At 69.6% G+C, this 23,088-nt stretch carries 17 protein-coding genes, 1 tRNA gene, 1 pseudogene and 1 riboswitch; of the genes and pseudogenes, 3 read left to right on the top strand and 16 right to left on the bottom strand.

Annotated features, from left to right (window positions below):
* The 10 genes and pseudogenes from ASF27_RS07335 to ASF27_RS07290 all read right to left on the bottom strand — a co-directional run.
* Positions 1 to 660: pseudogene (locus tag ASF27_RS07335) on the bottom strand (undecaprenyl-phosphate glucose phosphotransferase); the annotation flags it as partial.
* Between the two features lie 189 nt (positions 661 to 849).
* Positions 850 to 2,019 carry a heparan-alpha-glucosaminide N-acetyltransferase domain-containing protein gene (locus tag ASF27_RS07330; protein ID WP_056358901.1) on the bottom strand — a complete coding sequence of 390 codons (1,170 nt, stop codon included), beginning with the start codon at positions 2,017 to 2,019 and terminating at the stop codon, positions 850 to 852.
* The gene (locus ASF27_RS07325) at positions 2,016 to 2,288 is read right to left on the bottom strand and encodes a hypothetical protein (RefSeq protein WP_056169076.1); all 273 of its coding nucleotides are present in this window, start codon (positions 2,286 to 2,288) and stop codon (positions 2,016 to 2,018) included. The genes ASF27_RS07330 and ASF27_RS07325 overlap by 4 nt, the downstream gene beginning before the upstream one ends.
* Positions 2,289 to 2,323: 35 nt before the next feature.
* Entirely contained in the window at positions 2,324 to 3,802 is a 1,479-nt protein-coding gene (locus ASF27_RS07320) for a DUF3526 domain-containing protein (RefSeq protein WP_162238640.1), read from the bottom strand.
* Between the two features lie 29 nt (positions 3,803 to 3,831).
* Positions 3,832 to 5,220 (bottom strand): DUF3526 domain-containing protein, encoded by a 1,389-nt coding sequence (locus ASF27_RS07315; protein ID WP_056358896.1) that lies wholly within the window; start codon positions 5,218 to 5,220, stop codon positions 3,832 to 3,834.
* Complete coding sequence (locus ASF27_RS07310) at positions 5,217 to 5,939, bottom strand: ABC transporter ATP-binding protein (protein WP_056358893.1); 723 nt, start codon at positions 5,937 to 5,939, stop codon at positions 5,217 to 5,219. Before ASF27_RS07310 ends, ASF27_RS07315 begins: the two co-directional genes overlap by 4 nt.
* Entirely contained in the window at positions 5,939 to 8,083 is a 2,145-nt protein-coding gene (locus ASF27_RS07305) for a TonB-dependent siderophore receptor (RefSeq protein ID WP_082478860.1), read from the bottom strand. Before ASF27_RS07305 ends, ASF27_RS07310 begins: the two co-directional genes overlap by 1 nt.
* A gap of 349 nt (positions 8,084 to 8,432) precedes the next feature.
* Positions 8,433 to 8,642, bottom strand: a riboswitch (cobalamin riboswitch).
* Positions 8,643 to 8,839: 197 nt separating this feature from the next.
* A complete protein-coding gene (locus tag ASF27_RS07300) occupies positions 8,840 to 10,561 on the bottom strand; it encodes a response regulator (protein ID WP_056264580.1) in 1,722 nt (573 codons plus the stop codon).
* A complete protein-coding gene (locus ASF27_RS07295) occupies positions 10,561 to 11,022 on the bottom strand; it encodes a response regulator (protein WP_056169090.1) in 462 nt (153 codons plus the stop codon). The genes ASF27_RS07300 and ASF27_RS07295 overlap by 1 nt, the downstream gene beginning before the upstream one ends.
* Before the next feature lie 3 nt (positions 11,023 to 11,025).
* Positions 11,026 to 13,257 (bottom strand): ATP-binding protein, encoded by a 2,232-nt coding sequence (locus tag ASF27_RS07290; RefSeq protein ID WP_244480945.1) that lies wholly within the window; start codon positions 13,255 to 13,257, stop codon positions 11,026 to 11,028.
* 353 nt (positions 13,258 to 13,610) lie between these two features.
* On the opposite strand from ASF27_RS07290, the gene ASF27_RS07285 reads away from it, so the two are divergent.
* The 3 genes from ASF27_RS07285 to ASF27_RS07275 all read left to right on the top strand — a co-directional run bounded on the left by ASF27_RS07285 (position 13,611) and on the right by ASF27_RS07275 (position 18,562).
* The gene (locus ASF27_RS07285; RefSeq protein ID WP_056358887.1) at positions 13,611 to 14,696 is read left to right on the top strand and encodes an efflux RND transporter periplasmic adaptor subunit; all 1,086 of its coding nucleotides are present in this window, start codon (positions 13,611 to 13,613) and stop codon (positions 14,694 to 14,696) included.
* Positions 14,693 to 17,812: an efflux RND transporter permease subunit gene (locus ASF27_RS07280; protein ID WP_056358884.1), complete on the top strand. Its 3,120-nt coding sequence runs from the start codon at positions 14,693 to 14,695 to the stop codon at positions 17,810 to 17,812. Before ASF27_RS07285 ends, ASF27_RS07280 begins: the two co-directional genes overlap by 4 nt.
* Positions 17,813 to 18,019: 207 nt before the next feature.
* Positions 18,020 to 18,562, top strand: a complete 543-nt coding sequence (locus ASF27_RS07275) for a TetR family transcriptional regulator (protein WP_056169100.1) — start codon at positions 18,020 to 18,022, stop codon at positions 18,560 to 18,562.
* 365 nt (positions 18,563 to 18,927) lie between these two features.
* Here ASF27_RS07275 and ASF27_RS07270 read toward each other — a convergent pair.
* The 6 genes from ASF27_RS07270 to sppA form a co-directional block, all read right to left on the bottom strand.
* Positions 18,928 to 19,004 (bottom strand) — tRNA-Met (locus ASF27_RS07270).
* Positions 19,005 to 19,114: 110 nt separating this feature from the next.
* Positions 19,115 to 20,356 carry a tryptophan synthase subunit beta gene (gene trpB, locus ASF27_RS07265; protein ID WP_056169103.1) on the bottom strand — a complete coding sequence of 414 codons (1,242 nt, stop codon included), beginning with the start codon at positions 20,354 to 20,356 and terminating at the stop codon, positions 19,115 to 19,117.
* A 201-nt stretch (positions 20,357 to 20,557) separates the two neighbouring features.
* Positions 20,558 to 21,220 carry a phosphoribosylanthranilate isomerase gene (locus tag ASF27_RS07260; RefSeq protein WP_056358881.1) on the bottom strand — a complete coding sequence of 221 codons (663 nt, stop codon included), beginning with the start codon at positions 21,218 to 21,220 and terminating at the stop codon, positions 20,558 to 20,560.
* Positions 21,221 to 21,227: 7 nt separating this feature from the next.
* Positions 21,228 to 21,602 carry a lipopolysaccharide assembly protein LapA domain-containing protein gene (locus ASF27_RS07255; RefSeq protein ID WP_056263781.1) on the bottom strand — a complete coding sequence of 125 codons (375 nt, stop codon included), beginning with the start codon at positions 21,600 to 21,602 and terminating at the stop codon, positions 21,228 to 21,230.
* Between the two features lie 34 nt (positions 21,603 to 21,636).
* On the bottom strand, positions 21,637 to 21,954 hold the full coding sequence (gene ihfB, locus ASF27_RS07250; RefSeq protein WP_056169109.1) for an integration host factor subunit beta: 318 nt from the start codon (positions 21,952 to 21,954) through the stop codon (positions 21,637 to 21,639).
* Between the two features lie 30 nt (positions 21,955 to 21,984).
* A complete protein-coding gene (gene sppA, locus ASF27_RS07245; RefSeq protein WP_056169111.1) occupies positions 21,985 to 22,971 on the bottom strand; it encodes a signal peptide peptidase SppA in 987 nt (328 codons plus the stop codon).
* Positions 22,972 to 23,088: the final 117 nt, after the last annotated feature.

The following is a 23,088-nucleotide window of genomic DNA, read 5'->3' as shown; positions in this document are numbered from 1 at the left end:
GCGCCGGTCGCCGCGGTCGTCGAACACGCCGACGATGCGGATGCCGGACTCGGCCTGGGCGTCGAGGGCGCGGATCAGGTCCTCGGCCACGGGCCCGCCGCCCACGATGGCCGTGCGCCGGTCGAACCGGCCACGCCGCATCCGCGTGCGGATGATGCGGGCGACGGCGAAGCGTTCGGCGAGGAGAAGGCCGAGGCCAAGGGCTAAGAGGTTCGCGAGCCAAGCCCGGGTGCATGGATCGTCGGCCTCGGCCAGGACGAGGCCGGTGCCGACGACGAGGACCGTCGCCGTCCAGGCCAGGCCCAGCCGCAGGCCCGTGCGCAGGCTGCGTACGGCGTCGATGCGGTAGGCGCCGGCAGCCTGGAACAGACCGACGGCCAGAACCGCGACACCGAAGGCGGCCGCGAACTGTCGAAACGAGAGTGGGGCGAGGCAGGTGGCGGACAGGTGCCGGACCGCGACGCCGAGGGCGAGGATGAGGAGAAACTCGCCGGCCCGCACGCAATCGACGAGCACCACCGGGGACAGCGGCTCCCCCCTCCCCGCATTCCCCCGTCCCTGCGCCTCGGTTGCCCCGATGGGCTGGGTCGTGGGAGCGGCGGCCTGCCGGTCCGTCTGACCCGCCGCCTCCAACAAATCGCGGACGTCGAAGGCAGGCATCGAAGCCTCCAGATCTCAGGGCATGCGGCGTGCCCCGCGCCACGCCCGGCTCTGAAACCGGACAACAGGGCGCAGGGGGCGTTTCACGAGGGGAAACGCGACCCACAACCCCTGGCATGACCGCCTCACGGAACGTTTAACGCGATCCGCCGGATCGGAGCTCATCGCGTCGGATCTGGGGATACGCCCTCAGAAGTAGCTGACCCAGGGCGCCGTGCTGCGGCGCTTGAACCGGACCGCCCAGCGGCAGGCGGGGTAGAGCGCGAGGCTCAGGGCGGCGGCGATGAGCCAGAGATAGCCCGGACCCGGTGCCTCGATCCGCCCGGCGGAGCCGGCAAGGCCCGCCCAGAGGAGTCCGTCGTGGAGCAGGCGCAGGGCGTAGAGGTGCGTGACGTAGAAGAACAGCGGCACGCCGCCGAAGGTGCAGAGCCAGGCGAGCCGACGCGGCGGAACCGCCTCCAGCCATGCCAGCAGAATCAGGCCGGCGCCGAGGGTCGCCAGGAGAAAATCGGCCGAGGGCGGGTACTTCGTCAGGTTCAGGAACGCCCTGAGCGTCGCGTCCCAGGAGGCGCCGGCTTGCCACGGCACCGGTTCGCCGTAGCCGTTGAGGCCGCGCAGGATCGCGAAGCCCGCGAGCGCCGCCGCCCCGAGGCCGAGGAGCCGGCGTCGGCGCGTCGGCCCCGGCATCGTTCCGACGAACCACGGCCCGAGAGCGTAGCCGGCCGCGATGACGCCGATCCAGGGCAGGACGGGGTAGGAGGTGCGCGCGACACCCCACGGCAGGTCGATGAAGCCGCGCTGGTGCAGGATCGTCCACAGGATGTAGCCGGTCTCACCCGGCACGAGGGCGAAGGACGTCAGCAGGTTGTGCCCGAGCATGATCGCCAGGGCGACGCCGATGAGTGCCGCGCGGGGTAGCCACAGCAGTCCGGCCAGGGCGATCATGCTGATGCCGATGGCCCAGATCACCTGGAGGTAGAGGATCGGCGGCAGGAGGCTGCGCGTCCAGGCGACGTTCACCAGGGTGACTTCGAGGAGCACCAGGATCAGGCCCCGCTTCAGCATGAAGGCCGAGGCTTTCGCACGATCCCCGTGCTTGCCGGTGTTTTGTTTGGCCGCGTAGAGGCTGGCGGACAGGCCGGTGAGCAGAACGAAGACCGGCGCGCAGATGTGCGAGGCGGTCCGGGTCCAGAACAAGCCGGGCTCCGTCGCCGCGAGATCCATGGGGTCGCGGACCTGGGCGTGCAGGAAGAAGAACTCCCGCACGTGATCGACGAGCATGAGCAGCATCACGAGCCCGCGCAGGGCGTCGATGGCGGCGATGCGCCCTGTCGGCCGCGCCGGACCGGAGATCGTCATCGTTCCGCTCCCTCCCCCAGTGTGCGCAGCAGCTTCTGCACGCAACTCGCCGCCCAGACGGTGCTGCCGCGCGGTTTGCGGACCCCGCGCCGGGTCATGGCCCGGGCGATACCGCTCGGCGTCGTGAATCCCTCTGCCCGGATCTCCAGCAGGACCGGCGCGAGGCCGCGCGCGAATCCCCGTGCCCGGGCGATGGCGGCGCGCCGCCCGGCATCGCCGCAACGGCGTGGTCGCGGGCCGGCACCGGAGGTCTCGGGCATGGGGTCCATGGGGTGTGCGGGCAGGGAACGCCGGGCAGTCCGCTTCACGCCGGCCAGGCTTTCAGCCGGGCCCGGGCGGACAGCGCGAGACCGCCCGCGAGGACGATGAGCCAGGCCAGGGCCATGAGGGCGCCCCGGCGCCCGGCTGTCAGATCGATGCTGGGCTGGAAGCGGGGCACGGCGTCGTAGGCGTCGAAATCGAGGCGGGCCTGGCAGCCGGCGCAGACCGGCACCGGGTTCAGGGCCTGCGCGACGATGCGCGGCTCGAAGAAAGCCCGCAGGGTCCGCCGGTAGGCAGCGGCCGAGGCGAGGAAGGCGGCGTGCCGCCCGGCATCGGTGCCGGCGGCCCCCTGGAGGGCGAAGTCGAAGGTGGTGACGGGCGAGGCCAGGGCGAGCCACCGGCTCAGCGCGGCGCTCTCCCGGTCGTGCGCGCGAAAGCTCTCGCGACGCGCATCGAGTTGTACGTCGTAATGGGCGTCGCGGGCGAGACGCTTGATCTCGGGCGCCTCGACGAGGTCGGCGCGCCCCGCCGCACCGGGGATCCGGGCCAACCACTGGGCCGTGAGCCGTGGTCCCGCGCCGCCGTTGGCGAAGGCGTCCTGCACCTGCCGGCTCGCATCGATGGCGGCGATGCGCGAGGGCTTGTCCGTGAGACAATCGACCGCGATGGAGGCCGCTGCCGGGACCGCCACCGTGAACAGGGTCCAGGCGAGGACGAGGATCGACAGGGCGGCCACGGCGCCCCGCCACAGGGTCGCCACGAGGGCGCAGGCCGCGACCCACACGAGGATGTAGGCGGCGAGCGCGCCCGCCAGCAGCCCCAGTGTGACGCCCGAGCCGGCGAGGGACCGGATCGCGCCGGTCAGCCATAGGGCGAGACCGGTTTGCCCGAGCACCGCCACCACGAGGATCCCGGCCACGGCCCCGAACTTCGCCCCCGCCACGGCACGCGGCCCGATGGGCTGGGCCGCGATGAGCCGGAGCGTGCCGGAATCCCGTTCCACCGAGAGGCGGGTGCCGGCGAGCGCGATGATGGCGAGCGGCACGAGCACGGCGAGTACGAAGGCGAGATCGAAGGCCCCGAGCTTCAGCCGCGCCGCCGACCCGAGTTCGTACGCGACATCGTCGAAGACGGTGCTCGACCCGAAACTCACGCGCATGAACGAGGGCTGCACGTCGGACTGCCCGGTGGCCAGGGCAGCGAGCGGGGTCGGCGGCTTCACGGCGTGGACGGTGAGGAACTGCGTCATGTAGCCGAAGGCGTTGGTCGGATCCTGCCAGTAGTTGATCTTCACCGGCGTCGCCCGTGCGTAGCGGGCGTAGGCCTCGCGGGCGGCGACGATGGCCCGCCCCTCTTCCGCGGCCAGCGTCGCGAGGGCGGCGCGCTCGGCCTCCACCCGTACGGCCCCCGTATGGGCGCCGAGCAGCAGGGCGGCGAACAGGGCCGCCAGCACCGCCCAGGTCAGCCGCTCGCGCAGAACCATGCCGGTCTCGGCGGCGAGGAGGCGAAGGGCGCGCCTCACGGCGTGATCCGTTCTCCATGGCGTCATCTTCATGGCGTCAGCCGCCGGACCGTCAGGACGGCGGCTCCGCCCAGGACGGCGAGCCACGTCGCCAGGATGGCGAGGGGCACGGCCCAGGCCGCGTCTGCCAGGGGCATCGGGCCATGATCGAAGGGCGGCACCGTCTCCCAGAGGTCGTGGTCGGCGGTGTAGCGGCGCTCTCCGCCCTGCGGATTGTCGATGATCGCCTGGTTCATCCGCCGCGAGATGCCCCGGCGGTAATGCTCGGCGGCCCAGACGAAGCGGACATGCTGGTCAAAGTCCGTTCCCGCGAGGGCGGCGGAGAGCGCCTTGAGGGCGATGCGCGGGGACAGAAGCCCGGCCCAGGCATAGGCCCGCTCCTGGCGCAGCAGGCTGTCGAAGAAGGCGCCGAACGCGGCATCCAACACCGCGAAATTGTGCTGCTCGTTCTCGCTCATCATCAGGCCGCGCAGGTCGACGGGCAGGGCGTCCGGGTCGGTGACGCCGTAGCGGGCGAGGACGGCCTTGGCCCGGTCGTCGTTCGCTTCCGCGGTGCGGTGCCCCCGGAAGGTCTCCTCGATCCGGGCGCGGGTCTCGCCGTAGGAGAGCGCCGGTGTGGTGGCGTCCACCGCGACGGTGGCGAGGCGGGGGGCGGCCACGCAGACGAGCACCCAGGCCAGCAGCGATGCCGCCAGCGCCGAGCGTGCCGTGCGGGCCGTCAGCGACAGGGTCATGGCCAGAACGAGGAACAGGGCCGCATAGGTGAGCTGTGCGGCCACCCACGGGACGAGGCGCGGCCACACCTCCCAGCCGGGCGCGTCGAGGCTCACCGCAGCGAGGCCGCCGAGGACGAGCAACGGCAGGCCGACGAGGAGGGCCAGGGCGGCGAGGAGCGCGCCGAGGCGGGCCATGAACAGCCGGCCTGGCGCAGCGCCGTTGCCGAGTGCCAGCCGCAGGGTACCGCGCTCGCGGTCGGCGGCGAAGGCGGAGAAGCCGAGGAGGATCGCGGCCAGGGGCACGATGAGCTGGACGATGTCGGCGACGCTGCCGAGGCCGGCGCGCGCGAGCGGGTTGGCGTCCTGGACCGCCCGGAAGACCGCATCGTTGAACAGGTGGGCCTCGATGCGGACCATGCGGCCGGTATAGGGCTCGATGCCGGGATCCAGGATCGCGAGCGGCGCGGACGGCTTGAACACCCACAGCCCGTAATGATCGGCCGAATGCGGGTTCTTGGCGTCCTGGCCGAGCCAGCGTCCGCGCTCGGCCTGCGCGATCGCTCTCACATCGCCGGCATCGCGCACGGCCTGTCGCCAGGCTCCGGCGAGGGCCACGCCGAGGAGCACCACCAGGACGGCGCCGATCCAGCGCAGGCGGGCGTCGCGCAGGAGCTGGCCGAGTTCGGCCCGGACCAGCCTCACGACGCGAGCCGCTCGATGTAGAGGCGCTCCAACGCCGCATGGTCGAGGTGTGCCGGGCTGATCTCCTCGACGATGCGTCCGGTCTGGAGCACGCCGACCCGGTCGGCGACCTCCTTGACCCGGTAGAGGTCGTGGGTCGCCATCAGCACGGTTGTGCCGCGGGCGGCGGCCGCCCGGACCACGGCCGAGAAATCCGCCGACGCGCTCGGATCGAGGCCCGAGGTCGGCTCGTCGAGGAGCAGCAGCCGGGCGCGGCGCGCCAGGGCGATGGCGATGCCGACCTTCTGGCGCATGCCCTTCGAATAGGTCGCAGCCTTGCGCGCGTGCGCCTCGGTCGCGAGACCGGCTTGCGCCAGCAGGCGGTCGGCCGCGTCGCGAGACAGGGCGAGCCCCGCCAGCGTCGTGAAGTAGCGCAGGTTCTCCCGGCCCGAGAGCGTGGGATAGAGCGCCACCTGCTCGGGGATGTAGGCGATGGCCGCCCGCGCCGCGATGGGGGCGGCGCCCGCATCGATTCCACAGACCCGGACCGTCCCGCTCTCCGCTTTCAGGAAACCCAGGATGAGGTTGATGGTCGTGGTCTTGCCGGCCCCGTTGGGGCCGAGCAGGGCGAAGACTTCGCCCGCATGTAACGTCAGGGTCAGGCCGTCGAGGGCCCTGCGACCGCCGAAGGTCATGACGACGTCGCCGATCGCCAGGACCGGTTCGTGCGACTCCAGCATCAGAACCGCACCGAGACGGTGCCGGTGAAGCGTCGCGGTGCGCCGGGATAGACCCGGAACACGTTGAGCGAGCTCTCGTAGATCTCACTGTCGAAGATATTCTCGACGTTGAAGCCGAAGCGGATGTTCTCGTAGCGGTAATACGCCAGCGCGTCGGCGACCACGTAGGCCGGCAGGACGAAACCGGTGCCGCCCGCGTCGCCGGCGCGTTCGCCGACCCCACGCACGCCGCCCCCGATCCCGAGGCCCGCGTAGGGGCCGGACTGGACTTCGTAGACGGCGAGCAGGCTGCCGCTGTGCTTGGGGATGTTGATGAGGGGGGCACCCACGGGCAGGACGTTGTCCTTCGTCACTACGGCGTCGGCGTAGACGTAGCCGCCGATGAGGCGCAGCTCCGGCGAGATCTGGCCCGTGGCCGTGAGTTCGAAGCCCTGGCTGCGCACCCCGCCCGCCGCGAGGGAGAAGCCGCTGTTGTTGGGGTCGGGCGTCAGTACGTTCTCACGCTCGATATGGAACGCCGCACCGGTGAGGCCGAGCGCCCCGCCATAGAGGTCGAGCTTGGCGCCGACCTCGTAGCCGATGCCCGTCTCGGGGGCGAACGGCACCCCGCGCGAGGCCGCCGCCGCATCTGGGCCGATGTTCGGCCGGAAGCTCGTGCCGACATTGGTGTAGAGGGCGAGTTCGGGGAGCGGCTGATAGACGAGTCCGGCGCGGGGCGTCGCGGCGGCCCGCGACTGCTCGACGTCGCTGCGCGGAATGCGCTCGCGGAACGACTGCTCGAAGAAATCGAACCGGACGCCGAGCAGCGCCTTCCATTCGGGGCTGAGCGCGATCTGGTCCTGGGCGTAGAGGGCCGTATTGGTCACCCGCTCGAGGTTGTTGCGCGGGATGGTGAGCGGCGGCAGGGGCTGGCCGTAGCGCGGGTTGTAGATGTCGATGGAAAACGGGTTCTGCCGGACGTTCGAGCGCAGATAGACCGTGCGGCTGTCGGTGCTCTCGCGCTCGAAGCCGAGGAGCAGGGTGTGCGCCAGGGGCCCGGTGGCGAAGCGGCCGACCACCTCGGCCTGGCCGATGGCGGTGTCCCACCGGTAGTCCCGGAAGTTGCGGTCGCGGGCAACGGTGCGATTGTCGGCCGCGATGCTCCGGACCTCGGCGGATTCGCCCTCGAGTGTGCCGGTGTTGAAATGTGCGCCGAGCCGCATCTGCCAATCGGCGTCGAAGCGGTGCTCCAAGCGGACCTGCAGGGTGTTCGAAGTCTGCTCGGTGCTCTGGCCCGGCTCGCCGAGGAAGCGCGAGATCGGCAGGAAGCCGAGCTGCCGGTTGATGGCGATCACGCCCCGGTCGAACACGATGCGGTTGTGCACGAATTCGGTCTCGACGGTGACCTTGGTGTCAGGCGTGATCTGCCAGCTGATGGACGGCGCCACGAACAGCCGGTCGCCGTCGACGAAATCGCGAAAGCTGTTCTGGCGCCCGCCCGCGAAGTTGAAGCGGTACTGGACCGTCTTGTCCTCGTTGAGGGCGCCGCCGGCATCCACGGTGCCGCGGAACTGCTCGAAGCTGCCCCAGAGGCCGCCCATCTCGACGAAGCGCTCGGCCGTCGGCTGCTTGGTGATGATGTTGACCACGCCGCCGGGATCGCTGCGCCCGAACAGGGCGCCGCCTGCGCCCTTCAGCACCTCGATACGCTCGACGTTCTGGGTGTCGGGCGGCGGCGGGAACCCTCGGTTGATGGCAAAGCCGTTCTTGAAGATCTCGGACGTGGTCACGCCGCGCACGGCGTAGCTGAACACGGTGAGGCCGCCGAAGTTGTTCTGCTGGGCGACGCCGGGGGTGTAGTTGAACACCTGGTCGACTCGCGTCGCGGCCAGATCGGTGATGACCTCGCGCGAGGCAACCGTGACGACCTGGGGCACGTCGCGCTGGGGCGTGTCGGTCTTGGTGCTGCTCACGGCGCGCGCCGCGCTGAAACCCGGCGTCGGTCCGATCAACCCGATGGCGCCTTCCGGCACGTTGAGGCCGATGCCGGTGCCCTCCACCGTGAGGGTGTCCAGGGTGACCGCCGTCTCCTCGGCACGGACCGACGGCGTCAGGGACAGGGCCGCGAGGGCGACGCCGAGGCGCAGGCCGTTTTTCAGGAGCATCGTATCGGGTCTCGAACGGGATGAGCGCCGCTCCAGCCCGTCGCCCGATGAGGGGACGCCCCCCGGCACCGGCTCAGGAGCCTGAATGGCGTTTGAAACATTATTACGTTGCGAAGCTTGGCCATGCAAGCTGAAACCTTGCACGCCGAAATCAAGCAAGCCGAGTTCGGGCACGGGCTCCGTGTCGCCGGGCCGGTTCTGAGCGGGAACGCTTTCGGGGAAGGGGTGATCGATCGCGGCCATCAACACCATCCAAATGGTTCTGGACGTGTCAGGCAGAGCAGCACGGGCGCGCGCCGACCATGACGGGCCGACGTCGATCATGCGACCCACCGGAGCACCCCGCCCGAGAGACGTTCGTCGCCAAGGCAGGTCTCCTGGCTCACGGATCGACGCCTCTGCCTGGCCTTCCCGGTGCATGGCACCAGTGACCGTTCTCGGCAGCGGCTCACCGCTCACAGTTGCGGGGGCAGCTTCGGCATCGCCCCGATGGGCTCGACCGAATTCCCTCTTAGCTCGCGATCCGAGGACCGCGAGAACCTTGACGGCTGTACGGTTCCATCCGGGTCCGGAGAAGTCAAGGCCGAGCGCCCTCGGCCGCCGATTGGAACGTCATGGCGCGAGACCTGCCGGGCCGAGACACGCAGGATCGTGGCGAGCCCCGGCGCCGCGCACACCGAGGACGAAGGCGGCGAGGTCCAGGACGCCAGCCGGCTGTCTTCCTCGGAACCCGCGGATCCGGGGCGGACGATCGATTCAGCTGCCGGAGGAGCCGCCCGAGACCAAGCGCAGACCGGGCGCGGGTCGATTCACGATGGCCTCCCCGACCTTGCGTTCCAACTCGCCGTCCCGGAACGGTTTCTGAACGATACTGTCGGCGCCGACCGCGCCGACCTTCATCAGGGCCGTGGTGTCCGCATAGCCGGTGACGAACAGAATCGGCAGGCTGGGCCAGCGTTTGCGGATCTCGGTGGCGACCTCGGCCCCATTCATGCCCGGCATCGCGAAGTCCAGCACCACGAGATCGACGCAAGGGTCCGCCTCGAGGGACGCCAGTCCCGCGAGGCCCGAGCCCGCTTCGCGCACCGCGTGACCGGCCTCCGCGAGGCGGGTGGTGGTGACCTCGCGCACAGCCGTGTCGTCATCGACGACGAGCAGGACCGATTGTCCGCCCGGCAAGCGGCCAAGCCCGCATGCGGTCATGTGGGGGGCCTCGTGGACGGCGCTCGTTCCGTCCTCGACGCGGGGCAGGTAGACTCGGATCGAGGTCCCCTCCCCGACGATCGTGTCGATGCGGATGCCGCCGCCGGACTGCTTCACGAAGCCGTAGGCCTGGGCGAGCCCGAGCCCCGAACCCTTGCCCACCTCCTTGGTGGTGAAGAACGGCTCGAAGGCGCGCGCCACCACCTCCGGCGGCATGCCCGTGCCCGTGTCGCTGACGGCCACCATCACGTACTCGCCCGGCATCGGCTGCTCGGGGCGCGTCTGGGGGCCGGTGACCGTGACGTTGGCCGTCTCGATGGTCAGACATCCCCCGACTACCATGGCGTCGCGCGCGTTGATGGCGAGGTTGAGGATGACGAGTTCGATCTGGGTCGCATCCACCAAGGCCGGCCACAGGTCGGGCTGCAGGGTCGTCTCGATGCGCACCGCGCCGCCGATGGAGCTCTGGAGCAGGTCGCGCATGGAGGCGACGGTCTGGTTCAGACTGACCGGGGTGGGCTCCAGCCTCTGGCGGCGGGAGAAGGCGAGGAGCTGCGCCGTGAGATTCGCGCCCCGATCCGCCGCTCCCTTCATCATCGCGAGCCGACGCTTCGAGCGCTCGGTCGAGACCTCGCGCCCGAGGAACTCGATGTTGCCCGAGATGACGGTGAGCAGGTTGTTGAAGTCGTGCGCGACACCGCTCGTGAGCTGCCCGACGGCCTCCAGGCGCTGGGCGAGGCGCAGGGCCTCTTCCACCCGCTCGCGCTCGACGATCTGCATCTGCAATTCGGCGTTCGAGGTGGCGAGTTCCCGCGTCCGCTCGGCGATGCGGAGTTCCAGCGTATCGTTGAGCGCCTGAAGCGCGGCCTCCGCCCGGCGCTTGTCGGCCTTCGCCTGGGCCTCCGCCAACGCCCGCAGGACGGTGCGTGGAAGACGCTCGAGGCGCTGCTTCGTGATGTAGTCGACGGCGCCGTTCTTCAACGCCTCGACGGCGGTCTCCTCGCCGAGGGTGCCGGACACGAAGACGAACGGCGTGTCCGGGCACTGCTCCCGTGCGACGGCGAGGGCGCTGATGCCGTCGAAGGTCGGCAGGACGAAATCCGCGAGGATCAAGTCATGACGGCCCGGTAGGGCGGCGGCGGCGAAATCGGGGCGGTCCATCACCCGATCGATCACGTAGGGGCGCCCCATGCCGTCGAGGGCGGCCTCCACCAGTTCGGCGTCGAGATCGCTGTCCTCCAGGTGGAGGATGCGGATCGCGTCGTCGGCGTCCATCAGGTGTTCGATGGCCAGCCTCCCTTGTGCGGCGGCGGCTCGTTCAGGACGGCCCAGAACACGCCGAGTTCCTGGATGGCCGAGAAGAATTCGTTGAACCCAACGGGCTTCACCACGAATGCGTTCACCCCGAGGTCGTAGGAGCGCACCACGTCGGTCTCTTCGCGCGAGGAGGTGAGCATCACCACCGGGATGGACCGGGTCTGCGGATCGCCCTTCACCTTGGCCAGGACCTCCAAGCCATCGACCTTGGGCAGCTTCAGATCGAGCAGGATCACGGCCGGGTCCTGCAACGCCCGGTTCACGTGTGCGCCGCGCCTGTAGACGAAATCGAGCGCCTCCGCCCCGTCCCGGCAAATGACGATTTCGTTGGCGAGCTGACCCGCTTCCAGTGCCGCGAGCGTGAGCTCGATGTCGTTGGGATTGTCTTCTACGAGAAGGATCGGTTTCAGGTTGGCCATCTCTCAGGGTGCCTCGCCCCGCAGGGGCAGCGTGAAGTGGAAGGTCGCGCCCTCGCCGAGCCGGCCCTCGGCCCAGGTCCGGCCGCCATGGCGCTCGACGATGCGGCGCACGTTGGCGAGCCCGATGCCGGTGCCCTCGAACTCCTCGACTCGGTGCAGGCGCTGGAACACGCCGAAGAGCTTGTCGACATAGGTCATGTCGAAGCCGACCCCGTTGTCGCGGACGAAGAAGACGGCCTCGCCGTCTTTTGGGGGAAGCCGTCCGATCTCGATGACCGCCTCGGGTCGGTTCCGGCTGTACTTCAGCGCGTTCGAAAGCAGGTTCTCGATGACGAGGCGCAGCATGAACGGGTCGGCGTAGGCACGGCCCAGGGGCCCGATCTCCCAGCGCACGACGTGTGCGGGCGCCGCATCGCGCAGAACCTTGCGCCGGACCTCCTCAACCAGGGCGTTCATGTCGCCCGATACCCGGTTCAGGGCGTTGCGGCCCATCTGCGAGAAGGCCAACAGGTTGTCCACGAGGGTTCCGGCCGAGAACGCCGCCTCGATGATGGTGTCGACGTAGTGCCGGCCCTTGTCCGACAGGTTGGCGCCCTCGCGGGTCTTCAGGAGGTTCGAGTAGCCGACGATGTGGCGGAACGGGGCCCGCAGGTCGTGGCTGACCGAGTAGGAGAATGCCTCCAGCTCTTTGTTGGAGCGCTGGAGCTCCTCGCTCAGCGCGGCCAGTTCCTCCGCCCGGCGCAGCACGATCCCGAGGACCGAGGCGCGCAGATCCTTGGCCGCCTCGATCTCCGGGACGCTCCAGGGGAGCGCGCGCCCCTTCAGCGTTTCCTTCCAGATCTCGAACGACTTTCGCGGATGCAGGCGGTCGGGGCCGCCCTCTGGATCGGGTGTCGCCGGCTTGACCGGATTGCCGCCCCACTTCACCGTCCGCACCACCTCCGGCCGGAACCAGAGGATGTAGCTCGCGTACTTCTTGGAAACCGAGATCGCGAGCAGGCCGCTGGCCTCGGTGGCGAAAGCCGCGGCCGCCGGCAGAAGCTCCGACAGCGACTCCGTGGCGAAGACCTCCGCCGCATCGCCCTCGACCGAGAGCCAGTCGTACAGGGTCCGGACCTCGGCCTCGGAAGGCGTCGTGCCGATGACGCGGCAATGGTCGCCCGTGACGATGGCGGCTCCCGCCGCGTTCACCAGCGCCAGGACGTCGTCGGGATGCTTCAACAAACCGTCGACGAAGCTGTCCTCCTCGGCCATGAACCCGAGGAGCCGCGCCTGGACCGCCCCGAGTGCCAAGCGCTGCTCGGCCTGGGCGCCCCGCTCGCGGGCGGAGAGCTGCAGGGCGAAGATCTGGGTGAGGACGTCGCAGGCGTTGCGCGCCTGCAGGGGCACCCGGTGCGGGGTGCGGTTGTGGCAGGAGATCAGGCCCCAGAGCGTGTCGTCGACGAGGATCGACACCGACATGGACGCCATCGTGCCCATGTTGCGCATGTACTCGACGTGCACGGGCGAGACGCTGCGCAGGACGGATTGACTGAGATCGAGGGGCGTACCCGCCGGCGTCAGGGGCGGCGTGATCGGGACCGCCGCGTATCCGGCATCCGGGATGATGCGCAGGCGGTTGCGGCGGTAGAGTTCACGCGCCTGGGCCGGGATGTCGGAGGCGGGAAAGCGCAGATCGAGGTAGGACGGCAGGGCCCCGTTTCCGTTCTCGGCCAGCACGGTGCCGTGCCAGTCCCGGTCGAAACGGTAGACCAGCGCCCGATCGAAGCCGGTGATGTGCCGGATGTCCTCGGCAACGATGTCGCAGAGCTCCTCGATGGAGCGGGCCACCCGCAGACGCTGTACGAAGGCACGCAGCCGTGGCGTCAGGGCATCGAGCCCTTCCTCGACGGAGGCATCCGCCTCTTCGAGTTCGAGCACGACGAGGTCGTCGACCCGGTGTGCCGCGACCTCGTAGGTCTGCCGCGCACCCGCCGGGCCGAGCGTCACCGTGCGCAGGTAGTGGGCCCCGTCCTCGGCCGGCGCAGCGTCGAGGTAACGGCGCACCACCGCGACCAACTCGGGCAGGACAGCATCGAGGCTCGCGCCGGCGACGACCCGAGCCGGCGCGTTCGCACTGGCCTGCGCCACGACGAGGCTCGCTGCGTCCAGGGTCAGCAGGAAGCCGTGGGGCTGCACGCTGCCGACGATGTGGATGGGCTCGCGGTCGCAGGCCGTGAGGTCGATCCTCGGCATCGTGTCCATCCGTGGCTTCAACCGGAACAGTCTCCCGCGATGGCGGCTCGTCGGAGCCGGAGGTTTAGGATCATGTAACACTGCGTAACTTCCCCGCCTACGCGCCAACGCCACGGATCGGTCCGTTTGTGAGGGCTCAAAAGTCACATCCGTGCGATGGGTCCGACCGAGCTCGACCGGGACCGCCATCCGGTCGCTGCGATCGGAGGTTCCGGCTTTCGTGGGAGCACGCGCCGCGCCGCCGCTCCGTCGAGGTCCCGGAAGCGCGCGCAGCGACCATTGACGGCAGCGTCGCGCCATAATAAATGTCAAACATAATTTAAAACGTGCCGGTTCGGTGCGAGGAGGCGGGCATGGATGCGAGATGGGTGCTTGGGCTAGGCGCATTGGCGCTCGCGGCCTGCTCGCCGGCCGAGACCGCCGTGTCTCCGGAGCCACCGCTGGTGCAGACCGTCGCGGTCGTGCCCGGGGTGGGGGGCGTCGCCCGCTACACCGGGGTGATCCGAGCCCGCACCGAGAGCAACCTCGGCTTCCGGGTCGGCGGCAAGATCTTCGAGCGCCTCGTCGATCCGGGCGACCGGGTGACGCGTGGCCAGCCGCTGATGCGCCTCGATCGGACCGACTTCACCCTCGCGCTCACTGCCGCGCGCGCCTCCGTCGAAGCGGCGCGTGCGCAGATGATCAAGGCCCGGGCCGACGAGGAGCGCAGCCGCAAGCTCGTATCGGACGGCTGGACCTCGAAGCAGACCTACGATCAGAACAAGGGTGCCGCCGATTCCGCCATCGCCCAGTTCGCCAATGCGGAGGCCCAGGCCGGCCAGATCGAGAACCAGGCCGGTTATTCCGAGCTCAAGGCCGATGCGGACGGCGTGGTGATGGAGGTACCCTCCGAGCCCGGCCAGGTGGTTGCGGCCGGTCAGACGGTGGTGAGGCTCGCCCGCGACGGATCCCGTGAGGCCGAGGTGTTCCTGCCCGAGGGCAGCCGGCGCCTGGCGCAGGGCGAGGCTTCCGCGACGCTCTACGCGGAGGGTGAGGCGACCTACCCGGCGCGACTGCGCGAGCTGTCGGCCACCGCCGATCCCGCCACACGCACCTACCGGGCGCGGTACATCCTGTCCGGCGGCGGCGAGGACGCGCCGCTCGGTGCCACCGTCACCCTGCAGCTCAAAGCCCTCGATGCGGTTCGTTCCGAGCGGGTGGAAGTTCCCTTGGGCGCGCTGTTCGACCAGGGGCACGGCACGGCGGTCTGGCGCTACGACGCCGCCACCGAGACGGTGCGCCCGCAGGCCGTCAAGGTCGCCCGCATGGGCGAGGAACGCGCGGAGATCGTCACGGGTCTGAGCGCCGGCGACCGGATCGTGGCGCTCGGCGCCCATCTCCTCAAAGCCGACCAGAAGGTGCGCCAAGCGCCTCCGAGCCTGACCGGGGCCGTGCGATGAACGGCCTCAACCTCTCCGCCCTGGCGGTCCGCGAGCGGGCGGTCACCCTGTTCCTGATCATCGCACTCACGGGGGCCGGCTTCTTCGCCTTCGGCAAGCTCGGGCGGGCGGAGGACCCGGCCTTCACCGTCAAGGTCATGACGGTCTCGGCCGCCTGGCCCGGCGCCACGGCGGAAGAGATGCAGCGTCAGGTCGCCGACCCCCTGGAGAAGCGCCTGCAGGAGCTCGTCTACTACGACCGGGCCGAGACCACGGTACGCCCCGGCCTGATGGTGACCAAGGTCATCTTCAAGGACAACATGCCCCCGGCCAAGCTCCAATCGGAGTTCTACCAGACCCGCAAGAAGCTTTCCGACCAGGCTTCGAGCCTGCCGCGCGGGGTGCTCGGGCCTCTGTTCAACGACGAGTTCTCGGACATCTACTTCGCTCTCTACGCCGTGCAGGCCCAGGGCCTGCCCCACCGCCAGCTGGTGCTGCGCGCCGAGGACCTGCGCCAGCGTCTGCTGCGCGTGAACGGCGTCGAAAAGATCAACATCCTGGGCGAGCAGGCGCAGAAGATCTTCGTCGAGATCTCCTACCAACGCCTCGCCACCCTCGGCATCACCGGCCAGCAACTCCTGGCGGCGCTCTCCAACCAGAACGACGTGACCCCGGCCGGCTTCGTCGAGGCGGCGGGTCCGCGCGTCTACCTGCGCCTCGACGGGGCCATCGACGGGCTCGACGCGATCCGCGACCTGCCGGTCGCGGCCGGCGACCGCAGCCTCAAGCTCGGCGACATCGCCGAGGTCAAGCGCGGCTACGAGGACCCGAAGAGCTTCGAGATCCGCAACGACGGCGAGCCCGCCCTGATGCTTGGACTCGTGATGAAGCCCGGCTTCAACGGCCTCAAGCTCGGCGCAGCCCTCAACGCCGAGGAGGTGGCGATCCATCACGAGACGCCTCTCGGCATCGGCTTCACCAAGATCACCGATCAGGCCAAGGTCATCGACGACGCGATCCACGAGTTCATGGTCAAGTTCTTCACGGCACTCGGCGTGGTGATCTTCGTATCCCTGGTGGCGCTCGGCTTCCGGGTCGGCATCGTGGTGGCGCTGGCCGTGCCGCTCACCCTCTCGGCCGTGTTCGTCGTCATGATGGTCACGGGCCGCGACTTCGACCGCATCACCCTCGGTGCGCTCATCATCTCGCTCGGCCTCCTCGTCGACGACGCCATCATCGCCATCGAGATGATGGTGGTGCGCATGGAGGAAGGCGCCGACCGCATCGAGGCGGCGACCCATGCCTGGAGCGCCACGGCCGCGCCGATGCTGACCGGCACCCTGGTCACCATCGCGGGCTTCCTGCCAGTCGGCTTCGCCGCTTCCACGGCGGGCGAGTACGCAGGCAACATCTTCTGGGTGGTGGCCTTCTCGCTGATCATCTCGTGGATCGTGGCCGTGACCTTCACGCCGTATCTCGGCGTCAAGCTGCTCCCGAATATCGAGAAGGTCGAAGGCGGCCACGACGCGATCTACGCCACGAAGAACTACGAGCACCTGCGCCGCCTCGTGCGCCTGTCCGTCGACCACAAGTGGCTCGCCGCCGGCATCACGGTCGGGCTCTTCGCCCTGGCCGTGGTGGCCATGGGCCGTGTCGAGCAGCAGTTCTTCCCGAATTCCGAACGGCCCGAACTCATCGTTGAGGTGTCCCTGCCGGCCGGTTCGGCCTTCGCCACGACGGAAGCCAGCGTCAAGCGGATCGAGACGGCCGTGCGCGACCTGCCCGAGGCGGGTGAGATCACGAGCTACATCGGCCAAGGCATGCCGCGCTTCGTGCTCTCGTTCGATCCCGAGTTGCCGGACCCCGCCTACGCGCAGATCGTGGTGCAGACCGCCGACGCCGCCGCTCGCGATGCCCTGCGGGGCAAGGTGCGAAAGCTCGTCGACGAGGGCCGCTTCCCCGAAGCCCGCGTGCGGGTGCAGCAGATCGTGTTCGGGCCGCCCATCCGCTTCCCCATCGCCTTCCGGGTGGTCGGGCCCGACCTCGACGTCATCCGCGGCATCGCCGCCGAGGTGCGGGAGGTCATGGCGGCGAACGCCAACATGCGCCTCGTCCACCTCGACTGGGGCGACAGGACCCCGAGCCTGCACCTCGCCCTCGACCAGGAGCGCCTGCGCCTGATCGGTCTCACTCCGAAGGAGGCCGGTCAGCAATTGCAGAGCTACCTCAACGGTACGCCCGCCACCCAGGTGCGCGAGAACCTGCGCTCCGTCGATGTCCTGCTGCGCAGCCCCGGCCCCGAGCGGCGCTCCCTCGGCGAGATCGGCGACCTGACCCTGGCGACGAAGGACGGGCGCCAGGTGCCGGTCTCTCAGGTGGCGCGGCTGGAGACCCGCACCGAGGACGCTGTGCTGAAGCGCTACAACCGCGAGACCTACATCCGGGTCCAGGGCGACGTGCTCGACGGCCGTCAGCCCCCGGACATCCACGCCCAGGTCTTCCCCCTGTTGGCACCGATCAAGGCGAACCTGCCGCCGGGCTACCGCATCGACACGGCGGGTGCGGTGGAGGAGAGCGAGAAGGCGATGCTGTCGCTGGTGGCGGTGTTCCCGATCATGCTGATCGTGACGCTGACCGTCATCATGATCCAGGTGCGCTCGTTCGCCACGATGTTCATGGTGTTCGCCACCGCGCCGCTCGGCCTCGTGGGAGCGGCGCCGACCCTGCTGCTCTTCCACCAGCCCTTCGGCTTCAACGCGATCCTCGGGCTGATCGCGCTGTCGGGCATCCTAATGCGCAACACCCTGATCCTGGTGGACCAGATCCACCACGACCGGGCGGCGGGCCTGTCGAACTACGACGCCATCGTGGAATCCACCGTGCGCCGGGCGCGGCCCGTGATCCTGACGGCGGCGGCGGCCATGCTCGCCTTCATCCCGCTCACCCATTCGGTGTTCTGGGGGGCGCTCGCCTACGTGCTCATCGGCGGGGTCGGCGTCGGCACCCTGCTGACCCTGCTGTTCCTGCCCGCCCTGTACGCCCTGTGGTTCCGGGTCGCGCGGGAGCCGCGCCGCACCGTCGCATCAGGAGGCGTACGAGGCACGATTCAGGCCGAGGCCGCGGGCCCGGCCGGATGAGAACGTGCCCCGATCGGGGGCATACACGGATCGTACGCCGTCGACGGGGCGTGCGGTACGACGACCGGCCTGCAACTCCTGCCCCCTCGTGCAGGCCGGTCGAATGTCGTTCCTCGTCGGCTTCGTGCGGTCGGCCGGGGCAGCCAGCGCTTCATTAGATGACAGAACGCATTTATATGTCGGGTCGGGTCGTCGAAGGATGAGTGCATGCCGAGAGTTTCGCAGGAACAGGCCAAGCTGAACCGCCAGCGCGTGGTCGAGGTCGCGGCGGCCCTGTTCCGTGAGCGGGGCCTGCACGGGGTCGGCGTCGCCGACATCATGGCCTCCGCCGGCCTCACCCATGGCGGGTTCTACGGCCAGTTCGCGAACAAGGATGCCCTGGCGGCCGAAGCGTTCGATTCCGCCCTCGCCGAGGATCGGCGCGGGGAGGTGGACGCGATCGTGGCGACTTATCTTTCCCTGGCGCACGTCCGCTCCCCTGGAAAGGGCTGCCCCCTCGCGGCCCTGGCGAACGACGTCTCCCGGGAGGCACCGGGCAGCCCCATCCGGGCGCGGTTCACGCAAGGGGTCGAGCGTCTCGCCTCCATCCTGGCGGACCTGACGCCGAAGGCGTCCCGGGAGCGCCGACGGCAACGTGCCTTGGCGACGCTGGCGACGCTCGTCGGGGCCGTCGTCCTCGCCCGCGCCATCGACGACGAGACCCTGGCGAACGACCTGATCCAGGCGGCACAAGCCGCCGCCACGGCCTGAGACGCATCGGCACACGCCCCCGAACTTTCACGAACGTGATCCGGGCCGGGATCTGCCGCACGGGATCGTCCCGCTCGCAGGATTTTCGCGTGCCCTACGGTGCGACGCGGTGCTGAGGCGCGTCCGATCATCGTTCGAGGTCCGAAGCCGGCCGCGTCGACGCCGACCCGCCTCTCTAAAAAAACTCCGTCCCCTGCGTAGCCGTGGCGATGGCCGAACGGTCGGGGGTGGCTCTCGATGCGATCGGGAACGGACCTCGGATCGCCTTCACGACGGACATGTACAGAAGAGGGCCGGGAAACGGAGAAGCCCCGGACCATCGGTCCAGGGCTTCTCAGCTAAGTCGTTCGCACGACTAAGAAACTTGGTAGCGAGGGAGAGATTTGAACTCCCGACACAAGGATTATGATTCCTCTGCTCTAACCAACTGAGCTACCCCGCCAAGTCACCGCCACTGCGGGAATTCCGCTGCGGCGGCGAGATCGGCGGAATAGGAAATCCGCCTTGCGGTGTCAACGGGGTTTCGACGGGCAAACCGCCGGAACCCGGTGGTCAGAGCTGGGTGCCGAGGATTTCGGCGACCTGCGGAATGTCCTTGTCGCCGCGGCCCGAGAGATTGAGGACCATGAGGTGGTCGGCCGGCTTCGTCGGCGCGATCTCGAACACCTTGGAGAGGGCGTGGGCCGGTTCCAGGGCCGGAATGATACCTTCCAGCAGCGAGCACAGCTTGAACGCCTCCAGGGTCTCCGCGTCCGTGGCCGAGAGATAGGTGACGCGCTTGGCCTCGTGCAGCCAAGCGTGCTCGGGGCCGATGCCCGGATAGTCGAGACCGGCCGAGATCGAGTGCGCGTCGGCGATCTGACCGTCCCCGTCCTGGAGCAGATAGGTCCGGTTGCCGTGCAGCACGCCGGGCTTGCCGCCCGACAGGGAGGCCGCATGGAGGCCCGAGGCGATGCCATGGCCGGCGGCTTCGACGCCGTAGATCTCGACGCTCGAATCGTCGAGGAACGGGTGGAACAGGCCCATGGCGTTGGAGCCGCCACCGATGCAGGCGATGAGCGAATCGGGCAGGCGCCCTTCCATCTCCAGCATCTGCTCTTTCGTCTCGCGGCCGATGATCGACTGGAAGTCGCGCACCATGGCGGGATACGGATGCGGGCCGGCGACGGTGCCGATGCAGTAGAACGTATCGGCGACGTTGGTGACCCAGTCGCGCAGGGCCTCGTTCATGGCGTCCTTGAGGGTCCTGGTGCCGGACTGGACCGGGATCACCTCGGCGCCGAGCATCTTCATGCGGAAGACGTTGGGGGCCTGACGCGCCACATCGACGGCACCCATGTAGACCACGCACTTGAGGCCGAAGCGGGCGCAGAGCGTCGCGGTCGCGACGCCGTGCTGGCCCGCCCCCGTCTCGGCGATGATGCGTGGCTTGCCCATGCGGCGCGCCAGCATGATCTGGCCGAGCACGTTGTTCACCTTGTGCGAGCCGGTGTGGTTCAGTTCCTCGCGCTTGAAGAACACCCGGGCGCCATGGCCGGAGGGCGCTTTCGCGCGCAGGTGTTCGGTCAGGCGCTCGGCCTCGTAGAGGGGGCTCGGGCGGCCGACGTAATGGGTCAGATGGCTGTCCATCTCGGCCTGGAACGCCGGATCGGCCTTGGCCGCTTCGTAGGCCGCCTCCAGATCGAGGATCAGCGGCATCAGCGTCTCGGCCACGAAGCGTCCGCCGAAGATGCCGAAGCGGCCACGCTCGTCCGGGCCGTTGCGGAACGAGTTCGGAGGGGGAGCGAGGGTCACGGGCGGCGTCCTTGGATGACTTTGCGTGCGGCCTGGGGTTGGGCGGCCAGGGCAGATGCGACGACGGAACGGATGGTCCACTCCATGGAGCGGTCTCGGCCATGCCGTTCGCCTGCGGCGAGACAAGCGCCTGATCTAGACCTGCATAGGGGGGGCGACAATGCGGCCAACCCGCCGTTTCCCGAATTCGGACGCTGGATGTCAGGCCGCCACCACCGTGCAGCGAGCGCGCGCAGCGGCGATGAAGGCGGCGATTCGACCCGGATCCTTCTCTCCGGGGCGGTTCTCGACACCGGACGAGACGTCGACGGCGCGAAGACCAGTGCGGGCGAGGGCAGCGCCGACGGTCTCGGGGGTGAGGCCGCCCGACAGCATGGTGCCTTCCGGCAGGAGAGCGCCGGAAAGGAGGTCCCAATCGAAGGCGTGGCCGTTGCCGCCCGGCAGGGCCGCGCCGAGGGGCGCCTTGGCGTCGAGGAGGAGGCGGTCGGCCACGTCCGCGTAAGTCTGGACTGCCGAGAGGTCGGCCCGCGTCGCGATGCCGAGCGCCTTCATCACCGGGCGTCCGGATAGGTGGCGGATGGCGGCGACGCGCTCCGGCGTCTCGCGCCCGTGGAGCTGAACCCAGTCGGGATCGGTGGCGGCGACCACGGCGGCGAGGAGCGCATCGTCGGGATCGACGAGGAGGACCACGCGCTGCGCCCGGCCCCGGGCCCGCTCCGACAGGTCACTGGCCACAGCGAGGTCGACGTGGCGCGGGCTCCTCCGGAAATGGACGAAGCCGACGAGGTCGGCGCCGGCGTCGAGGGCTGCCCCGAGGGTCGGCCCGGTGCTCAGTCCGCAGATCTTGATGGCGATAGCGGACATCGGGTTCTCAGCGCGGGGCCGGCAGGGCGACGCGGTCGGAGGGGCCGCGCGACAGGCCGTGGAGCCCCTCCCCGACCGGATTCGGCGCGGCGGTGCGCAGGCGTGCCGTCTCGCCTTCAAGGCGGCGGATCTCGCGGCGGCGCTCGGCGCTGGTGCGCCGGGTGCCCGACTGGCCGAGCCAGGCGCCGCAGCCGCCGAGGAGCACGCCGAGCCCGACGGCGATGAACAGGATCACGTACAGCGGCAGGGTCACGCTGAAGACCGGCATGTCCGGCGAGAACGGATCGAACGACAGGCGCACGGCGTCCCTGTTCGCCACCGCCAGGGCGACGACGACGACCGCCACCGGGAGCAGGACCAAACCCTTGAAGAAGCGGATCATCGAAGCACTCCGATCGAATCTGTAGTCCGGCGGTTCACGAGGCGGCGGCGGTGGCCGCCTCCTCGCCGATGCCGGCCTCGTTGAGGCGCAGGCGCATCTCCTTGCCGGTCTTGAACACCGGGATGGCCTTCTCGGAGACGGCAACGGCCGCACCCGTGCGCGGGTTGCGCCCGCGCCGTGCATCCCGTCGCTTCACCGAGAACGCCCCGAAGCCGCGCAACTCGACCCGGTCGCCCCGGGCGAGGGCATCCGCGATGGTGTCGAGGATCGCGTTGACCAGGGTCTCGACGTCGCGCTGGTAGAGGTGGGGGTTCTGCTCGGCGATCCTGAGCACGAGCTCCGATTTGATCATGCTGCGGCCTTCACGACGTCATGAACGGTTTCAGCGGGCGGCTTCGGCGGGGCTGGGCCGCCAAACGGCCAGGAGCCCGCCCTGCGCCGCGCCCGCCGTCTCGTCGCCGATCAGGCGGAGATGTGCGGCGAGCCCGTCCAGGCCCACGAGATCGGCGCCGAGGCCGAGCGCCGACCAAATCTGGAAGTCGCTCTTGGCCTTCGGCTTCCAATCCAGCACTGGCAGGTTCTTGGCGACGCCCCGCTCGGATTCGAGCCATGCGATGGCCTGGCGCTCGCCGCCGATCCCATCGACGAGCTTCAGGGGGACGCTCTGGCGCCCGCTGAACACCCGCCCGTCGGAGACGGTGGCGAGTTCGCGGTCGTTCATCTTGCGGCGCTCGGACACGAGTCCCTTGAACCAGGCGTAGGTGTCGCCGACCACGGCAGCGAGGGCCGCGCGCGCCTCCGGCGAAGTCGGAGTGAAGCCCGACGGCTCGGCCTTGAGGGGCGAGGATTTCACCGATTCGACCTTCACCCCGACCTTGTCGAGGAGGCCGGACAGGTCCGGATACTGGAACAGGACGCCGATGGAGCCGACGAGCGCCGTCTCCCGCGCGACGATGTGGTCGGCCGCGATGGCGGCGATGTAGGCGCCGGATGCGGCAGTGCCGTCGACGAAGGCCACCATGGGCTTCTTCTCGGCGAGCGCGCGCAGGTTGCGGTAGAGTTCCTCCGAGCCGGTGGTGGTGCCGCCGGGCGAGGAGATCGAAACCACCACGCCCTGGACCGCACCAGCGTCGCGCACGCGCTCGATGAGCTTGGTGGTGGCCTCGGCGCCGGCGATGAAGCCGCCGATGGAGATGCGCGCGATCTGGGGTTTGACCGCTCCGAAGCCGAGGGGTTCGGTGCCGCTGCGGATGCGCAGACCCACCGCGCCGACGGCGAGAACGAGACCGCCAATCCCCACCACCCGCCATAGGGAAAGCTTACGGCGCAGGCGCCTGCGATCGATCAGGAGTTCGGCGTCAGCGGCCATGCGATGGTTCGCTCCCTCGCGCACCGACCGTTCCCGGCCGTGATGGGTTGTCCGGGCTTTGCGCCACCCGGCTTATCCGCGGATCGCGGCGGTGCGCGACCCCAGCGCCACCCGTCG

This window comes from Methylobacterium sp. Leaf102 (genome assembly GCF_001422425.1).
In the GTDB taxonomy this organism is placed as follows: Bacteria; Pseudomonadota; Alphaproteobacteria; order Rhizobiales; family Beijerinckiaceae; genus Methylobacterium.
The sequence above is the reverse complement of the archived record's forward strand: the minus strand, read 5'-3'. Positions and strand labels throughout refer to the sequence as shown.